Below are 19,409 nucleotides of genomic sequence, written 5' to 3'. Positions count from 1 at the left end.
CTCACCTTCTTTCCAACCGTCTTTTCATCAAAATCACCGCAAAAGTAGGTGCTCCAATTAGGGCTGTTATTACACCAATTGGTAATTCAGATGGTGCAATGATGGTCCTCGACACAAGATCAGCCAAAATTAGAAAGCCACCACCTATTAAAATCGATAAAGGAAGTAAATGCTTATGCTCAGGCCCCCAAAGGATTCTTATAAAATGTGGAATCACAAGACCAACAAATCCGATTGTTCCAGAAACGGCCACAGCGGCACCTGTCAAAATTGAACCAGCAACAAGCACAAGCATTTTCTTTCTTTGAACATCCACTCCTAAATGTTTTGCTTGTTCTTCACCAAATGACATTACATCCAATTCTTTTGCATTTAAAAGTAATAAGAGTGAGCCAAACAAAAAGAACGGTAGGATAATCCAAATGTAATCCCACCCTCTCATAGATACGCTTCCTAAAAGCCATCCGATGATTTGTCGTAGCTCCTCTCCTGTTAAAGCGATCATCAACGAAATGAGAGCTCCGAGAAAAGAACTGAAAATAACCCCGGTTAAGATAATCGTTTCAACTCTCAACGTTCGATCCATTCTTTGGGCAAAAAATAAGACAAGAAAGATTGTAGCAAACGCTGTGAAAATACTTATTACAGGTAAAGTAAACAGCCCAAAGAGCGGTAGGGAAAGATTTAAAAAAAGGGTAAGAACCGCACCTAAAGAAGCACCAGAAGATACTCCTAACGTATATGGGTCTGCTAACGAATTCCGTAAGAGACATTGGAAAGCAGCTCCCGCAATTGCGAGAGATGCTCCTACAAGTCCTGCCAAAATAACTCTAGGAAGTCGTATATTCATGACAATATTTACATTCGTAGGATCTACAGACTTAAGAGAAGATATATGGAGAACGTATCCAAAAGTCATCCGAATAATGTCAAGAATCGGCACAGAAACTGTTCCAATTGAAATTCCTAATATCCCAGCCATCATCAAAAAAGTAAAAGCAGTTAGATAGTGAAATGTTTTATTATTTTGCAAAATTGTCTGGATAGATTGTTTTTGCAAGAGCCTCCACTCCTTCTACTAAACGAGGGCCCGGACGAGTCACAAGATCTGAGTTTACATCTACTACTTGCTTATTTTTAATAGCTTTGACCTCCTGCCAACCCTTGCGACTTAACACTTTTCCAACCGGATCCTTTGTATAATAACCATAGGTTGTAAGAATGATGTCTGGGTTCATTTCGATGACTGCTTCATCATTCATTTTCACCCATCCATCAAGTTTTTTTGCCGCATTTTTTGCATGAATCATCGTCAAAATTTCATCTATGAACGTATTTTTCCCAGCTGTATAAATTTCTGGTTCTGGCGATACTTCAACAAATACCTTCTTCTGCTCATCATCAGAAATAGTTTTTACTTTCCCCAATATACTTGCTAGTTTTTTCTTCATTCCTTGAATCACTTCTTTTGCTTCTTGTTTCTCACCTGTCGCCTTCCCAATCATTTCAATGGATTGATAGACTTGCTTGAAACTTTCTGCATCATTTACTACTAAAACAGGAATCCCAGCATCTCTTAGCTGTTGTAAACTCTGCTTAGAATTCGTCGAATTAGCTAATACTAATTGAGGCTTTAAAGAAATCACTTTTTCAACATTGATTTCTAAACCACCTATTTTTTCCTTCTTTGAAACTTCTTTTGGATAATTATCATAGTCGCTAACACCAACGATTTCTTTCCCAAGACCAAGAGCAAATGAGATTTCGGTGTTACTTGGAAGTACGGAAACAATTCGATCTGGCTTCTCTTTAATGGTAACCTCTTGCCCACTACCATCTTTAATTTTTACAGGGAAGCTTATTTTTCCTGTTCGTTCAGTTTTAACCAACTCTTTATGATCACTTTTTTCAGTTGGGTTGCTACAACCTGTCAGTAGCCCCCCGATTAACAAAATAGAGAATAATAAGACATATAATTTTTTCATTTGTTTTTCCTCCTATTAATTTCCTAAACAATAAAAAAACATCTCTATAAATAGAGATGTTTGTATGGATAATTGAATGCAATCGTAGTAAGAACCTACCATGACTATCGTCCGTCCACACACCTCCCTATCCTCGTAGGTTTTTTTGGCGTATCAGAAAATAGGCAGGTCTCCTGGCTCATGGTCATCGCTTGCTGTGCCTTCCCATGTAATCTTCTACACAGTGGCCTTGACAGTTTGCTACCATTTACAGTGGCGGGACCGCGTTGGATTTTAACCAACTTCCCTTTTAAGTCTTTATTGATAAAGACACCTTTTTCTAAACTATGTAATTAATTTTTCCGTTAAAAAAGAGTATACACTATCTTTTTTTACTAGAACAGATAAATTTTTATTTTTAGTGAAGATGGGATAAATCACCTTCAACTTGTATTTCTATCTTTTTGTTTTCTATTTTCAGTTTTGTAACACTCGTCCCTTCAATATAAGGCGTTGCCCATAGTTGATCCATCCCAAGCCGGCTGCCGATGAGTTGCACCATTTTTATGACAACCCCATGCGTTAAAATTAAAATATTACCTGACTCATATGTTTGAAGAATCTTGTTTAAAAATACTTCCACTCTTTCTTTTACTTCTTCAAAGCTTTCACCGGTTTCATTTTGATACCGACTGGGATTATTCCAATAATTACCGTGCTGCTCAGGATTCATTTCTTTAATCTCTTCCATTGTCATTCCTTCCCAGTCACCAAGATGCATTTCCATGAGACGTTCATCCTGCCTAATTAATAATGGCCGCTCTCTTTTCACTATCTCAGCCGTTTTCAATGCACGCGTGCTTTGGCTTGAGTAGATAGCTGTCCATTCCACTTCCTTTAAGCTTTCCCCTAACTGGTTAGCATGTTCCATTCCTTGTTCCGTCAGATTCGAATCTTGACGCCCCTGAATTCTGTTTTCGGCATTCCATTCTGTTTGGCCATGACGGACAAAATATAAATAAAGCATCCTTTTTCCTTCTCCTTTACCTTTTGATATTGTCTTGAACTATATAGCATGACAGCAACCCCGATTAAGCAAATTGCTGCACCAATCCAATCATATGTATCAGGAGCTTTCTTATCTACACCCCATCCTCATCTTACTTATTTCACAAAGTCCTTATTCTTTTGCATACAAAACGTGTATGTCGTTTCCTACGACCATTTACCATGGAAGAATTGTATAGTTAAATTCACTAAACCAGCATAATAAGGCGATGTGAGCGAAGCAGGTCTTTACCTAATTCAAAGTGAAAAAAGTATATTTTTCACTTTGAATTAGGTAAAATGATTCACTTTTGCGTAGCTCCGCCCCCTTTCTTTATACCAAAAAGGTTTTTTGCTATGGTGATTATATTTTCACATAAGAACTGTTAGATAACAAAAGAGTTTGCCTACCAAAAAAGTTGAATAGTCAAACTAAAATATACAAAAACTTTAAAAGAGGTCCTAAAGATTCTGCGTTATTTTAACTAGGATTAGGCAATTCCACAAAATGGTTGGTCATGATAACATTACAAGCATATTGTTATTTCGAACCATTTAATGATATCGTTATATATATGGCGAAAGACCAGCTGATTGGCTGGTCCTTTTTCCTTTGAAGAGGAGGGCTTAAAAAACCATGCTATACCTTTTAGCTGATTTAGTGGAGCGGGTCGGGTTTCTAATTGCTATGGCCTTTTTGTTTTCAAGACAACAAAAGCTTCGTCATTTTATGCATTATCAAGGTGAGAATCAAAATTTATTGTACTTTATCGTTTTATTCAGTTTCTTTTCCATATTAGGTACCTATTCAGGCATCCCAGTATCTGATATTGGTTACCATGAAACACCTTGGATAAGTCAAGTTTCAGGTTGGGAAGCAATTGCAACCGCAAGGACAATCGGAATCGTAATCGCAGGATTATTTGGTGGAGTTCGAGCAGGGCTTATTGTCGGAATTATCGCTGGAATTCACCGTTACACCATGGGTGGATTTGTTGCTATCCCTTGCATGATTGCTCCAATCCTACAGGGTATTTTTGCAGGGCTTATGAAAAATTCACTTAAAAAACGGTACCGGCATATTTCTTCCATACAAGTTGCCTTTTTAGTTGGCTTTGCAGCAGAAACTTTACAAATGCTTTTGATTTTACTCATGGCCCACCCCTTTGAAAAAGCACTCTCACTAGTTCTTTTAATTGGAGTTCCACAAATTTTTTCTAACAGTCTTGGCGTTGCATCATTTTTTGTTATATTAATCCAAGTAGCGCTTGAAGAGGAGAGAATTGGAGCACACCATGCCCAAAAAGCTCTACAAATCGCAGAAATGACTTTATCTTTTTGGCGCAAACCACTTCATGAAGCAGTCCAAAAGATTGGTCATGCGCTGATTCGGGAAACAGAAGCTATCGGGGTAACATTTCAACAAGATGGAAAGGTTCTTTTTCAAAAAGGGGCAATTACACCATATGGAGTTGATTTACCGATTGGATACAGTTCACACAAAATAGGATTTTTTCGGATGTTTTATGGAAGGGCTCAAGACCATCAAACAGCTGAAGCTACTGTTATTCTAAAGGGATTAAGCCAATTGTTTAGCCAACAATATGCATTGTCAGAGGCAGAGCGGCAAACTCATTTGGCTACCAATGCAGAAATCAAAGCATTACAAGCACAAATGGATCCCCACTTTTTATTTAATATGTTGAATACCATCAAATCGCTTATTAGGACCTCACCGGACGAATCGAGGCAATTAATCACACAACTTGCAAAATATTTGCGGAAAAATATGCAAAATGTAAATCAAGACCTCATTACGATAAAAGAGGAATTGGACCATGTCGAAATTTATTTAAAGTTAGTAAAAGCTAGAGTAGGAGAAAGATTACACATAGAGTGGAATTTAGATAAAGAAAGTCTAGACTACACCATTCCATCTTTAACAATCCAACCATTAGTGGAAAACTCTATTATTCATGGTATCAGATACATTAGTAACCATGGCCTGTTAAAGATAAGCGTGATCAAAATAAACAATGGAATTCATATTAGTGTTCAGGATAATGGGGGTGGGATGGAACCTAATTTTGTTCATGAAAAGAAGGAAGAACATTTGGGATTTGCTTTATCAAATATACAACAACGGCTTTTATATCATTTTGGAGAAAAGTCGAATTTTACAATTGAAACACATAAAGGGGAAGGAACCATTGTATCATTCATACGACCAATAGAGGAAAACGTCCATTAGCTCCCATTCTTTTTTGGATTTATTTATTGTTGTTAAAAACAATTTAAGAGAGGTGGTTTTATCATGAAGATTCGAGTATTAATAGTTGATGATGAACAGCCTGCTCGTGAAGAGCTGGCTTTTATGCTAGGAGAGATTTCTACAGTTGAACTTATTGATGAGGCAGCCTCTGGAATGGAGGCAATAAAAAAGGCAAAGGAGTTTAAGCCAGATCTTATTTTTCTTGATATTCAACTCCCTGATTTAACCGGATTACAAGTTGCTGAATTAATAAATGAATATGAATTTCCTGTGCAAATTGTTTTTCTAACAGCATATGACCATTTTGCTATCGAGGCTTTCAAGTTGCGAGCTTTTCATTACCTCTTAAAGCCATATGATCTAGAAGATATCATTCAGGTATTTGATACCTATTCATCCTTATTAAAAGAAAATCAGTTAAAAACAGATCAGCCAAAACATAAATTGGCGATTGAAACACAAAAGGGGTTTATCTATTTATCACCAAAGGAAATCTTTTTTATTGAGAAGCAAGGCCGCGAGGTAATTATACATACAAAAACAGAAAAAATTACAGCTACATATACACTTAATGAGTTATTGGAAAAACTTGGACCTTTTTCGTTTTTCCGGACTCATAAAAGTTACTTAGTCAATTTGGAACACATTAAAGAATTAAGAGCATGGTTTAGTGGCTCATATAATTTAATTATGCATAATAAAGAGCAATCTGAAGTACCTGTAAGTCGAAATTATGTTAAAGACTTACGCGTAAGGATCGAATTATGACATCTTACATGTATTTTTGAACATCTTGTGACAAATTTCATCGCCTCCAAAAATACCCTGCTATAATCAAAACCAAGAAATGAAAACGTATTCAAAGGAGGCAATAAGCTTGAAAGTACTTATATTTATTTTAGTATTAATACCTTTTCTCGCTCAATTGGTAGCGTTACCATTAGTAAATAAAATGCATCCCATCATTTTGGGTTTTCCTTTATTACACTTTTGGCTGCTCATTTGGATGGTTCTAACTCCACTATTCACATGGGCTGTATTCCATATTCAGAAGACTAGGGGGGAACTTGACTGATGAAGGGAAATTTAACCGCTCTCATTGTTACTTCAATCATCGTTCTAGCTGTTGTATTTATCGGATTTATGGCTGGTCGAAGCAAGGAATCACGGAGCTCTGTTGAAGAATGGTCTGTTGGTGGACGCCGTTTAGGAAGCTTATTCGTTTGGTTTCTAATTGGGGCTGACATTTATACAGCTTATACATTCCTTGGCTTAACAAGTACTGCTTTTAAAGGCGGAAGTATTGCATTCTTTGCAACTCCTTATGTTGTACTAGCTTACCCACTTGCTTACTTCTTCCTTCCAAAGATTTGGAAAGTTGCTAGTGTGCATAAATTTACTACACTTGCTGATTATATCAAGGGCCGTTTTGATAGCAAATTATTCTCTGTCCTAATTGCAATTAACGGCGTACTAATGCTGATTCCATATATCGATTTACAATTAAGTGGAATCCAGGATACGATCAGAATTGCAGGAACAGGTTACGTTAACGTTACAGTTGTTGTCGTCTTATCCTTCATACTGGTTGCATTCTATACTTTCTTTAGCGGTATTAAGGCTCCTACTTATACAGCCATTCTTAAGGATATTTTGGTTTGGGTTATCATGTTATATATGGTTATTTCGATACCTATTATCCACTTTGGCAGTTGGGGTCATATGATGCAAACAACAGTTGATAAAGCACCACAAATGCTTACATTACCAACATCAGGTCCAAAAGGTATGCTCTGGTTCTCAACAGCAGCACTTATCTCAGCTCTAGCATTGTTTATGTGGCCGCATACAGTTACAGGAACATTAAGTTCAAAAAGTGGCGAATCACTTAGAAAAAATGCAATCATCTTACCTTTCTATAACATTGTGTTAATGCTTGTTACTTTCTTAGGAATTACAGCATTCTTGGTTGTTCCAAAAGGAACTGATCCACGTTTTGCTTTCTTGGAATTAATACACATGTCTTATGGCGGTACAATGCAAGGATTTGCTTATTCAACGATTGCTTTAGCTTCTTTAGTACCATGTTCTATAATGGCAATTGGTGCATCTAGTTTATTTGCTAATAATATCTATCGTGATGTAATCAATCCAAAAGCATCACCAAGCAGAATGTTAAAAGTTACTCGTTACATGGTATTTGTAGTTATTGGTTTAGCTCTATTATTCGGTTTGATGTTCCCAAATGCACTTGTATCTTTACAATTAATGGGTGTATCAGGAATCGTTCAAGTATTCCCAGCCGTAGTCTTCAGCTTATACTGGAGAAAACTTTCCAAAGAAGCTGCCTTTACAGGCTTTATTGCAGGAATGGCAGTTGTAGCTGTTCTTTATATAACCCATCAATCATTTGGGGCATATGAAGGATTCTGGGGATTACTTGTCAATATTCTAATCGTTGTTTGCCTAAATCCTTTCTTTGCAAAACAAGCAGCAGGAAGAAAGAACGACGTAATAGATACATTGTTTGGTAAAAAGAACTCAGAAGTAGCTAAACAAAAAGCTGTATAATACGTTTTTTACAAAGTGAATATTAAAAAAAGAGTGTAAAATCGCTTAGATTTTACACTCTTTTAATTTTAGTGAAGATTAATTGATCCGAAGGAATGTGAAACCAGAATTACTTCTTCATTCCTGTATAAATGAGAACAGCATCCCTCAAGAATTCAGCTGCACCTGGTTGTTTCTCATCATAATAGGCTTTAAAACGTTCATCGTCGACATACATTTGTGTTACTCCAACATGTGCTTCTTTCGTGTAGCTGTCCCAATAAAAAGATAACCATTGGCGATGTAAGTCAGCTGCGTTTTGAGCTAATTGTCCTGAAGGATCACCTGTTTCTAATGCAGTATAAAGCGCCTCAAGTACGTCTGCTGTTAGCTTCGTGATTTCCTCATGTTGTTCTGGAGTCATATTTTTCACTTTATTATTTGACTTGTTAACAGCTTCATCACCATATTTTCCACGGATTTCTTCGCCATACTTCTTTTCATTATCATCTACCATTTTTTGTTTAAAGCCCTCAAATTTTTCTTGATCGGTCATTGTTAATCTCCTTTCGGTTGAAGCAATTGTTTTCTCAACATTTGAGATCAGTAAGTCCAATTGCTCCCTTTTTTCAAGAAGCTTCGAACGGTGTTCTATAAGCGCTTTCGCCCCATCAAAGGAAGGGTCAGTTACTATTTTCTTAATACTCTCAAGGCTCACACCAAGTTCACGATAAAAAAGAATCTGCTGCAACAGATCAACTTCATTTTGGCCATATATACGATACCCTGATGAATTGATTCTTGCCGGCTTAAGAATTTCAATTTCATCATAATATCGCAATGTTCTCGTGCTAATTCCCGCCATTTGTCCAAGCTTTTGCACTGTATATTCCATGTTCTCACCTCCTGATAAAGTGAAACTTTCATCAGTGGGGGTTTTTCATCCCACTGATGATTAGTTGAACAAATCGGGCTTTTACGTGCAGTTATTCCCCACCTTCACTTTTACGTATTTCTCAATCTTAGAGGTGGGGTATTACTGCACGTTAATGCGGGATAAACCAACTTTACACGTTCACGTTGCGTTAATGTCAATAGGTTTTTTTAAAAGTATTTTATTAAGGCTGTTTTCGCATAGATTGTTGTTTTTCGTACCTAGTCTAAAAACCCGAAATAACAATAGTATCGTGCTCTTTTCTTAAAAACTTCCTACGGTTTTCATCGGTAAACTGGAATCCTATTCTAATTTAGTTTCAACTAGCAACAAAGTTTAAGAAAAGAGCCTTTATTAAACACAAAGGAGCCTTCACACTATTATTGTGTGAAGGCTCTACAATACTTATCTTATAAATTAACTAACCAATGTATCCGAACTTAAGCTGATAATTTTTCTTGATAGTCTTTTGTTTCCTTTTGTGATTTCCCTTGATCTGGAGCTTTTATACTCAAAGCTATCACAAATGAGATGGCACACATTACTGTAATGAACGTGAAGGTCGGTACGACTCCTCCAAGTGCTGCAGCAATGAAAGATCCAGCCAAAGCACCTATTCCGAAGCCTTGGTATATAATACCGTAATTTTTACTTTGGTTTTTCAAACCGAAGTAATCAGCTACGATAGCAGGGAACACAGTAATATTTCCACCGAAGCAGAAGGCAATTCCTGCAACACAAGCAAAGAATGAGCCATAACTTAATTGTGTGAAGCTCAATACTGCTACAGACACGCCAGTTACAAACAGTGCAAATGCAACCACTTTCAAACGGCCAATTTTATCTGAAAGTGCTCCAAGAATAATTCGACCACTTGTATTAAAAATAGCGACTAATGCCACAGCATTACTTGCAGTTGCAATATCTAGTTTAGCTAGATTAACACCAATATCTTTTGCCATACCAATTAGATATAAGCCACTGATACAGGCTGTGAAGAACATAACAAACAATAGGTATGCTTGCTTTGTTTTGAGCATTTCTTTTACTGTGTAGTCTCTTGACTGAATTCCATTTTTTGTTTGTGCTTCGCTTCTTACTTTCGCTTCCCGTATTAAGAACGAGCCACCAAAGATCATAATCATGACGGTTATTCCCCAATATAAGAAGGCATGTGTTACGCCTACTGATTGAATAAGAGAACCGTTAACGAACTTGAATATTAAACTTCCTGTACCATATGATCCAACACAGATTCCTGATATAAGTCCTTTTCTTTCAGGAAACCACTTAATTAGATTCGTTAATGACGTGATATAAGCAGTACCGTCTGCAAATCCTACCACAACTCCTGCTAAAATATAGAGCATCCAAATTGAAGAAATTTGTGAACTAAGTATTAATCCTATTCCTAGTAAAATACCAGCATATCCGATTAAACGGCGTGCTCCCAATTTATCTTGAAATTTACCAGCAAACAATGTTGAAATTGCTAATGCAAAGCTCGTAATAGAGAATGTAATAGCGACTGAACTCAACTGCCAGTGAAAATGATCAACTATAGGTTGATTGAACAAACTCCAAGTATAGATTGTACCTAATCCCATCTGTACGATAATAGTTCCCAACACAATCATCCAGCGATTATTTTTGGATACTGTCAACTCGATCTCCTCTTTTCATTCCAATTTATGAATAATAGCAGTGTATTTTTAATGACTAGCCACCATGGTTTGATTGCCTTTACAAAAAAATTATAGCACCGAAAAATGGAATGAAATCGTTAACAGAATGAAATGCATATTATTCGGAATGAACGGAGGTTATAGTTGCATAATTTGTCGAAAACTTTTTACTTTGCTCCTGCTAACAGGAACTTCTGCATCTAGATCCTTTAATCTCAGTAGATAAGTTTGGTTAAACCACGGAACAATTTCCCGGATCTTGGATAGGTTAACCGAGTATGAACGATGGCAGCGCAGAAAAAGGTCTTGCGGCAAACGCGCATGAAATTCTGTTATACTCATTGGCATTGTGTATTCCTCATGTCGAGTGTATACCAATGTAACCTTTTCGCTAGCTGAAGCATAATAAATATCGTTCACATCTGTCACTATAATTTTATCGTTCTTCCGCAGGTTAATTCGATCATACGATCCTTTATTTGTTACTGTTTTATTTACCTGTTGTTTCTCAGAATCCTTTATCTCTTGATTATTCGTTTCAGATTGATCACGTTTATAGGTAAATTCCAACTTTTTTAACATCGCTGCTATCCGCTTCTCGTCATAAGGCTTTAATATATAATCAAATGCTTCAAATTCAAAAGCTTGTGCCGCATGTTGTTCATATGCTGTCGTAAAAATAATATAAGGCTTCTTTGCAAACTTGCTGATATTACTAGCTAATAGCATTCCATCAAGAGAAGGAATATTAATATCTAGAAAAATTGCATCAGTTTCCTGTTCTTGCAAAAATTTCAACACATCGAGCCCATCCTCAAAGCAGTCAGTTACTTCAATTCCACTATGAGCTTCAATCAAATATTCCAGTTCCTCACGAGCGGGTATTTCATCTTCAACAATGATCGCTTTCATATTAACTCCTTCGCTATATCAAAATAAACTTCAGTTCCGGGTGATAGTTGGCGAATAATAAGCCCTTCCCCATAAATAAGTTTTACACGTTGATGTACATTGAATAAGCCAATTTGTTTTACTGGAACATCGCCACGATACAGATTATTAACTACTTCTTCCTCAATTCCAGCCCCTGTATCTTTTACGCTTATCCGTACTTTTTTCGCCAAATTCTTAACTGCAATTGTAACGGTTCCCGGTCCTTTTGTCTTTAGAATGCCATGGACAATAGCATTCTCTACCAGTGGTTGAATAAGTAGACTAGGGATACCTACTGAAACTTCATCAATATCATATACTACATTCAAACGGTTTCCAAAGCGTACTTTCTCTATTTCCACATAATTACGAACTTGCTCTAGTGCTTTATGAATGTCTATTAAGTCATCACTTATCTCCAGATTGAAGCGCATATAGCCTGATAAATTAATGATTAATTCACGGGCTTTTTCGGGATTCTTTCGGGTTGTAGAAGCAATAGCATTCAATGCATTAAAAAGGAAATGAGGATTAATTTTCGTTTGAAGTGCTTTCAGCTCTGCCTTGTTCGCTTCTTCCTTAATCTGCTCAACTCGGGATACTTCCATAAGCGTGGAAATGATTTGAGAAAGCCCAATCGCCATTGTCTGCAACGGATAGGTCATTTTATATGCTTTCCGATAATAAATTTTTAATGTTCCCGTTACCTCCCCCCTCTCCTCTAACGGCATAATGAGAAGGTACTGAATTTGTGGTGTATTTTGATCCGCAACTTGATTGCGAATTGTAATCTTGCCGCTTCTAATTGTCTCCTTAGTCAAATCATTTATAATTTCATGGCCAATCGTGTACTTTTCTTCTCCAAATCCAACATAGGCCAAGATATTGCGGGTATCAGTAATTGCTACTGCATCAGCCTTAATTTCATCTTTGATAATTGTACAAATCTTTTTCAAAGACTCTGCATTAATAGACCGAAAATAGGGTAAAGTTTTATTAGCGATTTCTAATGCCAATTTAGCTTGTCTTGCTGCGATCATTTCCCTCTCATCTTCCACGCTCATTACGAGCAAAACAATGAGTCCTATGCTGACCTCACTTATAATCATAGGAAGGCCAATCTTAGAGACGATGTCCAAACCAAGTTTATAAGGCTCGGCCATGGCAAGAATCAACAGCATTGTCAGGACTTCACACACCATTCCTGCAGCTATACCAAAAATCCACCGTTGAGGTTTTTTCACCTTACGGTTAATAAATCCAGAGACAATCCCAGCAGTTATGCTTGTTATAAGGCATGGTACAGAAGTAATTCCTCCAATATCAATCAGGTAGCGATGTGCTCCTGAAACAATGCCTGTAATAATACCTACCCAGGGGCCAAACAATATCCCCCCTGATATGATTGCAATAATACGCACATTGACTAGTGAACCTTCTACTTCAATACCAGAATACGTGCCAAAGATAGCAAACACACAAAAAACAAGGGTGATTACAATCAGTTCCATTGGAGAATGACTGTCTTTTTGAAGTGATTCCTTAAACCTTGGGATCCTTGTCATAAAAAACAGGCAGATTAAGAGCAAGGCTGCCCGTTCGAATAAATGTATCAACATTTCTAATGAAGTATTCATCACATCTAAAGTTCCTTTCTAACAGTAAATCAATATTTATTTTATCTTCCATTTTAGTTTAGCAGATAAAAGAGAATCACTCAGTATGATATGATTTCCTTTTTATTATCCTTTAGATTCATATATACCGTAGACTCTTGAATAAGTGGATATTTTTGCAAAAAATAACTCCAAATTAAAAGCAGGTAATCCTTTTGGTAATTAGTTCCTATAACGTGGAGAAAAACGTAAATAACTGTCCCAATAATTACAATTTTTTCAAAAAAATTTATTCGCATACATGGTTGTATTTAGACCAAAACTTTGCCCGTAGATTTCCGCTCCGGGCAATTGCTTTCCGCGGGGAGGGATGGAAGCCTCCTCGGCGTACCGCCTGTGGGGTCTTCCATTCCCTCTATTCCCACAGGAGTCAAGTGCCCTCCGCTCCAATCAACTCAGGTAGCTAAAGTAGAAAAATCTGAAAACAACCAAAGAACACGAGAATAAGAACAAGAAATCTGACTATGTAGCGAATCGTACTATTCTATTCGGTAAATTAAGAAGCAAGCTTTTAAAAATTATTTTGAAAAAAAGTTCAAAATGGAGAAAACATTCCGTCCTGATAGAAAGTTTATTCATAAAAACACCAGGTTACAGGCCAATAAAAATTGCTTTAACCAAAGAATTTGTTTTTGATAGCTTGCGAAGACTTTAGTCGGATCAAAACAGATAGACTCGATCAATAACCACAATAAAATAGGATAATTATATGTTAATGACATTCGTGGAGACCCCTCAGTAGATTAAGCGAGGGCATTGAAACATTTTCCTTATTTTAAATAAAGATATATAGCTGTATTAAAAAAGACGGCTATAAAATTCAAATGTGAATTTTAAGCCGCCTTTTTTACATTGACTATTTTAAAGCGTACTATTGATTTTGACACTCTGTTGATTGGAGTGGAAGGTGCTCGACTCCTGCGGGAGCAGCGGGACAGGTGAGACCCCGCAGGCGCTTAAGCGCTGAGGAGGCTCACCGCCCGCCCCGCGGAAAGCGAGCACCTGGAGCGGAAATCAACAGACAATTTTCAAAGAACTTTACATGAAGGCTTTTTCTTTGCCCTCCTATATGGTTTGCACACCATATAGGAGGGCAAAACAACAAAATTAACACCCACATTTGGACAATGACCATGATGATTGTCGAGCTGTTATTTGGAACGCTATTTATTATGTTATTTTGGATCCAATTAAGTCAAAAATATTGATTTACAGATCCATATGAATTAATCTGCAATAACTAGTTGATTTCCACCTTGTTTTTTTGCCAAGTACAATGCATCGTCTACTGATTTCTTTAATGAGTCGACTGTTAATCCATTAGTTGGATATACTGCCACACCAGAACTAATAGAAACACGTATTTGTTCATTTGAGGTAACAATAGTGTTACTTGAATAATACTCTAATAATTTTTCGTAGAGTTGATCTATTCCATTATTCGTAGTGGGCTTAATGATAATCATAAATTCATCACCTGCATACCTGTAGCCCTCAATATGTTCATTACTAATACTTTTTATCCCATCAGCTAAAATCCGCAAATATTTATCACCAAAATCATGACCATAGTTATCATTTACTTTTTTTAAATGATCGGAATCGATCATGACCAAAGTAATTTCTTGGTTTCCTTGATTAATAAGTTTCGTTAAGTCTTCATGAAAAGCTCTGTGATTTTTTAAAGCAGTCAGTTCATCCGTTTGAGACATAGAATAAATCTTCTCGTAAAGTCTTGCTGTTTCGATTGAATTTATGACTTGTGCTCCTATGATTTGAAGTAATTCTTCATGTTCCTTACGGTAGGCAAAATCTTCTAGACTTTGTGCTGATATTACACCTTTCACATGGTCATCGATAATTACCGGAACAAAAAGACATGCACTTGTCTCATATTCACCAATTATTTCATCAAATTCCTTTGGCTCACTCGATTGTTTCTCATGAATAATTTCTCTTGTTTTAATTACTTTAGAAGTATAGTTATCACCGAATTCAACAATTCTTTTCGGGAAAATTTTTCCATTTTCCACCATAAACACCATATCCAGATGTGAGTCACCTTCAGTGTATAAAACTATAAAAAAAGAGTCTGCCGACATAACTTGTGAAACCATTTCATAGGTTTTTTCAAGCAGAATGTCCTCATTCAAAGTCTTGCTACAGATTTGAGCAAACTCATGTAATATTCGATAATGGGTATTCATCCATTTCATTTGTTCCATTTGAACATTTAAATTCTGTAATTGACTTAAAAATGAATCGACAATGGCAATCTCATCTTTGTTCTCAATTTTATTTTCAAGTAACTCAAACATTTCTTTAGGTATAATATTTTGTTCTGACCCTATATTCCTCAACAAACCATTCATAATCGCCAAAAAATAAAGAAATCCCTTTTCCATATATCAATAACACTTCCATAAAAAGTAGATTTTCGGAAAATACACTGAACAACATTATTGCAATCATTATTTTTTTAATTTTATATTATTTATTCTACCTTAGTTACTTAAATCTGACACGCAAAAAAACCGTTTGTAAGATAAATAATGTAGATAGATAAATTAATTCTCAATTTAGTTAGAAATTGGAGTGAATCCAAATAAAAAGAGACTCATTCTAGAGTCTCCAGTTTTATTGTTTCAATTTTGGATCGAGGACGTCTTGAAGACCATCTCCCATTAAATTGAACCCTAGCACTGTTAGCATTATGGCGATGCCCGGGAAGAATAATGTCCATGGGGCTTGCACGAGATATTGCTTTGAATCTGCGAGCATTTTCCCCCACTCTGGTGTCGGAGCTTGGGCACCTAAACCAAGGAATCCTAATGCTGCTGCCTCAATAATTGCAGTTGCAATCGCCAATGTGGCTTGTACGATGACCGGGGAGATGCTATTAGGTAAAATATGATTGAATAGTATTCGTGCATCTTTCATGCCTACCGCTCTGGCTGCCATTATATACTCTTCCTGCTTAACACTAAGTACTTTTGATCGAACAAGTCTGCCGAAATTTGGAATATTGATAATAGCAATTGCAATTAATGCGTTTTGCAATGAAGGTCCTAGAATGGCAACGACAGCGATTGCCAAAAGTATACTTGGAAATGCGAGCATTATATCAAAAAAACGGGATATGATAGCATCCACCCATCTACCATAGTATCCTGCCACAATTCCTAGTAGTGTTCCAATGACAACAGATCCTAGTACCGCGAAAAAACCAACCCATAAAGATATTCTCGCTCCGTATAAGATACGCGAAAAAATATCACGTCCAAAGTCGTCTGTGCCGAACCAATGTTTACTTGATGGTGATTGTAGTCTTTCAATCAAATTCTGATCTTTATAGCTGTACGGGGCAACCCATGGTGCAATAAATGCTAAAAAAACAAAAAATAGTACAATTCCTAAACCAATTACCGCTAACCGATTTTTGCAAAATGATTGCCATGCTTCCTTCCAAGGAGGTGTCAGCTTTTCTTCAACGGGTATCGTCACGATATCAATTGAGTTTTTTGCAAGTTCAGCCACTACAAATCCCTCCTCCTACTATTTTGTGTATTTAATTCTTGGGTCGACAACAACATATAGTAGATCCACCACAAAGTTAATTAATACAAAGATTGCTGCAATTATTAAAATCCCTGACTGGATAACGGGATAATCACGATATCCAATTGCATCATATAAATATCTCCCGACTCCTGGCCATCCAAAGATAGTTTCAGTTAAAATTGCTCCACCCAATAAAAGACCCGTTTGCAAACCAATTATAGTAAGAACTGGAATGACTGCATTTTTCAATGAATGCTTGTATACTACCCAAAACATTCTTAGTCCTTTTGCTCGGGCTGTACGGATGAAGTCGGATTTCATAACCTCAAGCATAGTTGCTCGCGTCATTCTTGCGATAATTGCCATTGGTATGGTTGCAAGAGCAAAGCTTGGTAAAACAAGATGCTTCACAACTACACCAAATTGATCAAATCTACCTTGCAATAACGTATCAACTAAATAAAGATTGGTAATGGCTGAAATTGGATCCCTAACATCTTCTCTACCAGTTGTCGGAAACCAACCTAAGTGAATGGAAAATCCCCATTGTTCCATTAAGCCAAGCCAAAAAATCGGCATTGATACACCTACAAGAGCTAGAACCATGGCCACATAATCAAACCAAGACTTTGAAAACCACGCGCTAATAATCCCAGCATTCACACCAATGATGACTGCAATCAACATTGCAACAAGCGCTAATTCCATCGTTGCTGCTAAGTATGGCCAAATTTCATGATTAATTGGCCCCCTTGTTCTGAGTGAGGTCCCTAAATCTCCATGAAGGAGTGCTTTAATATAGTCAAAATATTGTATGTACCACGGATTATTTAATCCCAATTGTTCTGTTAACGATGCAATTGACTCTTTTGTAGCCCTTTGTCCAAGAATAATCTGTGCAGGGTTACCGGGAATTGCATGAATGATAGAAAAGACAACGAGTGTCATTCCGAACAAAACTGGTATTAATGCAAGCACGCGGCGGACAGAATAAGTAAACAACGTCTCCACCTCTTTTTCCCTAATGAACTTGGTGTTTTACACTACCATCTATTGGAACAAAAGGGGAGGCATCCTCCCCTTTTGTTCTTTAAATTGGCTATGTTATTTACCTCTGTTTATTTTCGGTTCTTATTTAAATTCCACTTTTGATAGTACTTCTGAACCTGTTGGGTGTGGTAAATAACCTGTTACATCTTTAGCTGCTGCGATCAACGGTGTAGAGTGAACAAGCGGAACCCATGGAGCATCATCATGGATAATCACTTGAGCTTCTTTGTAAAGTTCATTACGTTTCGATTGATCACTTTCTGTCTGAGCTTTAATTAAGATGTCATGTAACTTGTCATTGCTATAGTAAGCATAGTTGTTACTTCCAATGCTGTCTTTGTCTAGCAAGGTGTATAAGAAGTTATCAGCGTCTCCATTGTCACCTGTCCAACCAAGCATAAAGGCATCAAATTCACCCTTCGCTGCTTTATCTAAATAAGTAGCCCAGTCAACAGATTGAATCTTCGCTTTCACGCCAATTTTGCTAAAGCTTTCTTGAATAACTTCTGCAACTTTTTGTGCTTCAGGCATATAAGGACGGGCTACAGGCATTGCCCAAAGATCCATTGAAAATCCTTTTTCAAAACCAGCTTCTTTTAATAATGCTTTCGCTTTTTCTAAATCATATGGATATGCTTCAACCGCATCGTTATAGCCCTCAATAGAAGGTGGCATTGGGTTTTTAGCAGCAAGTGCCTTACCGCCGTAGAATGAATCAATAATTGACTTCTTGTCAATCGCCATATTCAAAGCTTGACGTACAAGCTTATTATCAAAAGGTTTACGAGTATTAGTAAAGGCTAAGTAACCTACGTTCATGGATGGACGCTTAATTACCTGAAGCTTATCATTTGATGTTACTGAAGCTTCATCAGAGTTATTTAAACCATCCATTAAATCGATTTCTCCATTGGCAAGTGCATTTAATCGTGCTGTATTTTCAGGGATTACACGGAAAATGATTTTGTTTAACTTTGGTAAGTCTTTTTGCCAGTAATCAGGGTTCTTTACAAGGGTAATACGATCATTTTGTTTCCATTCAACGAATTTAAATGGACCAGTTCCAACTGGATTTTCTCTGAATTTATCACCATATTTTTTAACAGCTGTTGGGCTAGCAATTCCGAATGGTGACATTGCTAGGTTTTTTAAGAATGGCGCCTGTGGTCTCTTTAACACAAATTGAACTGTATTCTCATCAACTGCTTTAACTTCTTTAATAACGTGACCTTCGTCTTTCTTATAACCACCAAACATTGTATAGTAAGGGAATTTATCAGCATCCCCGTTCATCCAACGGTCAAAGTTAAACACAACAGCATCTGCATTAAAGTCTGTGCCATCGTGGAATTTAACACCTTGTCTTAGCTTAAAAGTGTAAGTCAATCCATCAGGAGTTACCGTATAGCTCTCGGCAAGTCCCGGATGGATAGTTGTGTCCTGTTCTCCATAGGTAAGTAGGTTTTCAAAAATATTGATTGTTACTTTAAATGTTTCACCTTCTGTTGTGGTGATTGGATCAAGTGAAGTGGAGTCCCCACCACGCGCAAACACAAGTGTATCTTTTTTCGAAGCGCCACCTGTATTAGTAGCCTTTTTGCCACCAGCAGATTCATTTGTTTTCCCGCAACCAACAAGGAACATGCTTATCGCTAGGATTGAAATCAACAGCAATTTAAGCGTTTTTGTCATATGCTTTTTACCCCCGTTTTCTCATTGTGATTTTTATCATAAACG

At 36.9% G+C, this 19,409-nt stretch carries 15 protein-coding genes, 1 pseudogene and 1 riboswitch; of the genes and pseudogenes, 4 read left to right on the top strand and 12 right to left on the bottom strand.

Going from position 1 to position 19,409, the window contains the following annotated elements; genetic code table 11:
• Position 1: 1 nt before the first annotated feature.
• The 4 genes and pseudogenes from RCG20_RS14510 to RCG20_RS14495 all read right to left on the bottom strand — a co-directional run.
• The gene (locus RCG20_RS14510) at positions 2-1,060 is read right to left on the bottom strand and encodes a FecCD family ABC transporter permease (protein ID WP_308180839.1); all 1,059 of its coding nucleotides are present in this window, start codon (positions 1,058-1,060) and stop codon (positions 2-4) included.
• Positions 1,023-1,985: an ABC transporter substrate-binding protein gene (locus RCG20_RS14505; RefSeq protein WP_308180838.1), complete on the bottom strand. Its 963-nt coding sequence runs from the start codon at positions 1,983-1,985 to the stop codon at positions 1,023-1,025. Before RCG20_RS14505 ends, RCG20_RS14510 begins: the two co-directional genes overlap by 38 nt.
• Positions 1,986-2,130: 145 nt before the next feature.
• Positions 2,131-2,317, bottom strand: a riboswitch (cobalamin riboswitch).
• Positions 2,318-2,382: 65 nt separating this feature from the next.
• The gene (locus RCG20_RS14500; RefSeq protein ID WP_308180837.1) at positions 2,383-2,991 is read right to left on the bottom strand and encodes a histidine phosphatase family protein; all 609 of its coding nucleotides are present in this window, start codon (positions 2,989-2,991) and stop codon (positions 2,383-2,385) included.
• A gap of 32 nt (positions 2,992-3,023) precedes the next feature.
• Positions 3,024-3,119, bottom strand: a pseudogene (locus tag RCG20_RS14495) (YnfA family protein); the annotation flags it as partial.
• Between the two features lie 529 nt (positions 3,120-3,648).
• Here RCG20_RS14495 and RCG20_RS14490 point away from each other — a divergent pair.
• The 4 genes from RCG20_RS14490 (at position 3,649) to RCG20_RS14475 (ending at position 7,854) form a co-directional block, all read left to right on the top strand.
• Positions 3,649-5,262, top strand: a complete 1,614-nt coding sequence (locus tag RCG20_RS14490; RefSeq protein WP_308180836.1) for a LytS/YhcK type 5TM receptor domain-containing protein — start codon at positions 3,649-3,651, stop codon at positions 5,260-5,262.
• A gap of 63 nt (positions 5,263-5,325) precedes the next feature.
• A complete protein-coding gene (locus tag RCG20_RS14485; RefSeq protein ID WP_308180835.1) occupies positions 5,326-6,051 on the top strand; it encodes a LytR/AlgR family response regulator transcription factor in 726 nt (241 codons plus the stop codon).
• Between the two features lie 79 nt (positions 6,052-6,130).
• Positions 6,131-6,358, top strand: coding sequence for a DUF3311 domain-containing protein (locus tag RCG20_RS14480; protein WP_308180834.1), 228 nt, complete (start codon positions 6,131-6,133; stop codon positions 6,356-6,358).
• On the top strand, positions 6,358-7,854 hold the full coding sequence (locus tag RCG20_RS14475) for a sodium:solute symporter family protein (RefSeq protein WP_308180833.1): 1,497 nt from the start codon (positions 6,358-6,360) through the stop codon (positions 7,852-7,854). The genes RCG20_RS14480 and RCG20_RS14475 overlap by 1 nt, the downstream gene beginning before the upstream one ends.
• 109 nt (positions 7,855-7,963) lie before the next feature.
• Here RCG20_RS14475 and RCG20_RS14470 read toward each other — a convergent pair whose 3' ends face one another.
• From RCG20_RS14470 to RCG20_RS14435, 8 genes are all read right to left on the bottom strand, one after another.
• Positions 7,964-8,728, bottom strand: a complete 765-nt coding sequence (locus RCG20_RS14470; RefSeq protein WP_308180832.1) for a MerR family transcriptional regulator — start codon at positions 8,726-8,728, stop codon at positions 7,964-7,966.
• Between the two features lie 479 nt (positions 8,729-9,207).
• Positions 9,208-10,404, bottom strand: coding sequence for an L-lactate MFS transporter (locus tag RCG20_RS14465; protein WP_308184358.1), 1,197 nt, complete (start codon positions 10,402-10,404; stop codon positions 9,208-9,210).
• Between the two features lie 186 nt (positions 10,405-10,590).
• Complete coding sequence (locus RCG20_RS14460; protein ID WP_308180831.1) at positions 10,591-11,364, bottom strand: LytR/AlgR family response regulator transcription factor; 774 nt, start codon at positions 11,362-11,364, stop codon at positions 10,591-10,593.
• Complete coding sequence (locus RCG20_RS14455) at positions 11,361-13,022, bottom strand: sensor histidine kinase (protein WP_308184357.1); 1,662 nt, start codon at positions 13,020-13,022, stop codon at positions 11,361-11,363. The genes RCG20_RS14460 and RCG20_RS14455 overlap by 4 nt, the downstream gene beginning before the upstream one ends.
• A 1,265-nt stretch (positions 13,023-14,287) precedes the next feature.
• Complete coding sequence (locus RCG20_RS14450) at positions 14,288-15,466, bottom strand: sensor domain-containing diguanylate cyclase (RefSeq protein ID WP_308180830.1); 1,179 nt, start codon at positions 15,464-15,466, stop codon at positions 14,288-14,290.
• Between the two features lie 232 nt (positions 15,467-15,698).
• The gene (gene nikC, locus RCG20_RS14445; RefSeq protein WP_374120477.1) at positions 15,699-16,598 is read right to left on the bottom strand and encodes a nickel transporter permease; all 900 of its coding nucleotides are present in this window, start codon (positions 16,596-16,598) and stop codon (positions 15,699-15,701) included.
• 18 nt (positions 16,599-16,616) lie between these two features.
• A complete protein-coding gene (locus RCG20_RS14440; protein WP_308180829.1) occupies positions 16,617-17,624 on the bottom strand; it encodes an ABC transporter permease in 1,008 nt (335 codons plus the stop codon).
• 129 nt (positions 17,625-17,753) lie between these two features.
• Entirely contained in the window at positions 17,754-19,364 is a 1,611-nt protein-coding gene (locus RCG20_RS14435; protein ID WP_308180828.1) for an ABC transporter substrate-binding protein, read from the bottom strand.
• Positions 19,365-19,409: the final 45 nt, after the last annotated feature.

Source organism: Neobacillus sp. PS3-40 (assembly GCF_030915485.1).
Classification (GTDB): domain Bacteria; phylum Bacillota; class Bacilli; order Bacillales; family Cytobacillaceae; genus JAUZPL01.
Note: the sequence above shows the minus strand (reverse complement) of the source record. Positions and strands in the feature narration are given on the sequence as shown.

What these genes read in the sequence shown, in the direction of transcription:
- RCG20_RS14505 (WP_308180838.1), bottom strand. Translation starts at nt 1,985, where the DNA reads ATGAAAAAATTATATGTCTTATTATTCTCTATTTTGTTAATCGGGGGG.
- RCG20_RS14500 (WP_308180837.1), bottom strand. Translation starts at nt 2,991, where the DNA reads ATGCTTTATTTATATTTTGTCCGTCATGGCCAAACAGAATGGAATGCC.
- RCG20_RS14490 (WP_308180836.1), top strand. Translation starts at nt 3,649, where the DNA reads ATGCTATACCTTTTAGCTGATTTAGTGGAGCGGGTCGGGTTTCTAATT.
- RCG20_RS14485 (WP_308180835.1), top strand. Translation starts at nt 5,326, where the DNA reads ATGAAGATTCGAGTATTAATAGTTGATGATGAACAGCCTGCTCGTGAA.
- RCG20_RS14480 (WP_308180834.1), top strand. Translation starts at nt 6,131, where the DNA reads ATGAAAACGTATTCAAAGGAGGCAATAAGCTTGAAAGTACTTATATTT.
- RCG20_RS14475 (WP_308180833.1), top strand. Translation starts at nt 6,358, where the DNA reads ATGAAGGGAAATTTAACCGCTCTCATTGTTACTTCAATCATCGTTCTA.
- RCG20_RS14470 (WP_308180832.1), bottom strand. Translation starts at nt 8,728, where the DNA reads ATGGAATATACAGTGCAAAAGCTTGGACAAATGGCGGGAATTAGCACG.
- RCG20_RS14465 (WP_308184358.1), bottom strand. Translation starts at nt 10,404, where the DNA reads ATGATTGTGTTGGGAACTATTATCGTACAGATGGGATTAGGTACAATC.
- RCG20_RS14460 (WP_308180831.1), bottom strand. Translation starts at nt 11,364, where the DNA reads ATGAAAGCGATCATTGTTGAAGATGAAATACCCGCTCGTGAGGAACTG.
- RCG20_RS14455 (WP_308184357.1), bottom strand. Translation starts at nt 13,022, where the DNA reads ATGAATACTTCATTAGAAATGTTGATACATTTATTCGAACGGGCAGCC.
- RCG20_RS14450 (WP_308180830.1), bottom strand. Translation starts at nt 15,466, where the DNA reads ATGGAAAAGGGATTTCTTTATTTTTTGGCGATTATGAATGGTTTGTTG.
- RCG20_RS14435 (WP_308180828.1), bottom strand. Translation starts at nt 19,364, where the DNA reads ATGACAAAAACGCTTAAATTGCTGTTGATTTCAATCCTAGCGATAAGC.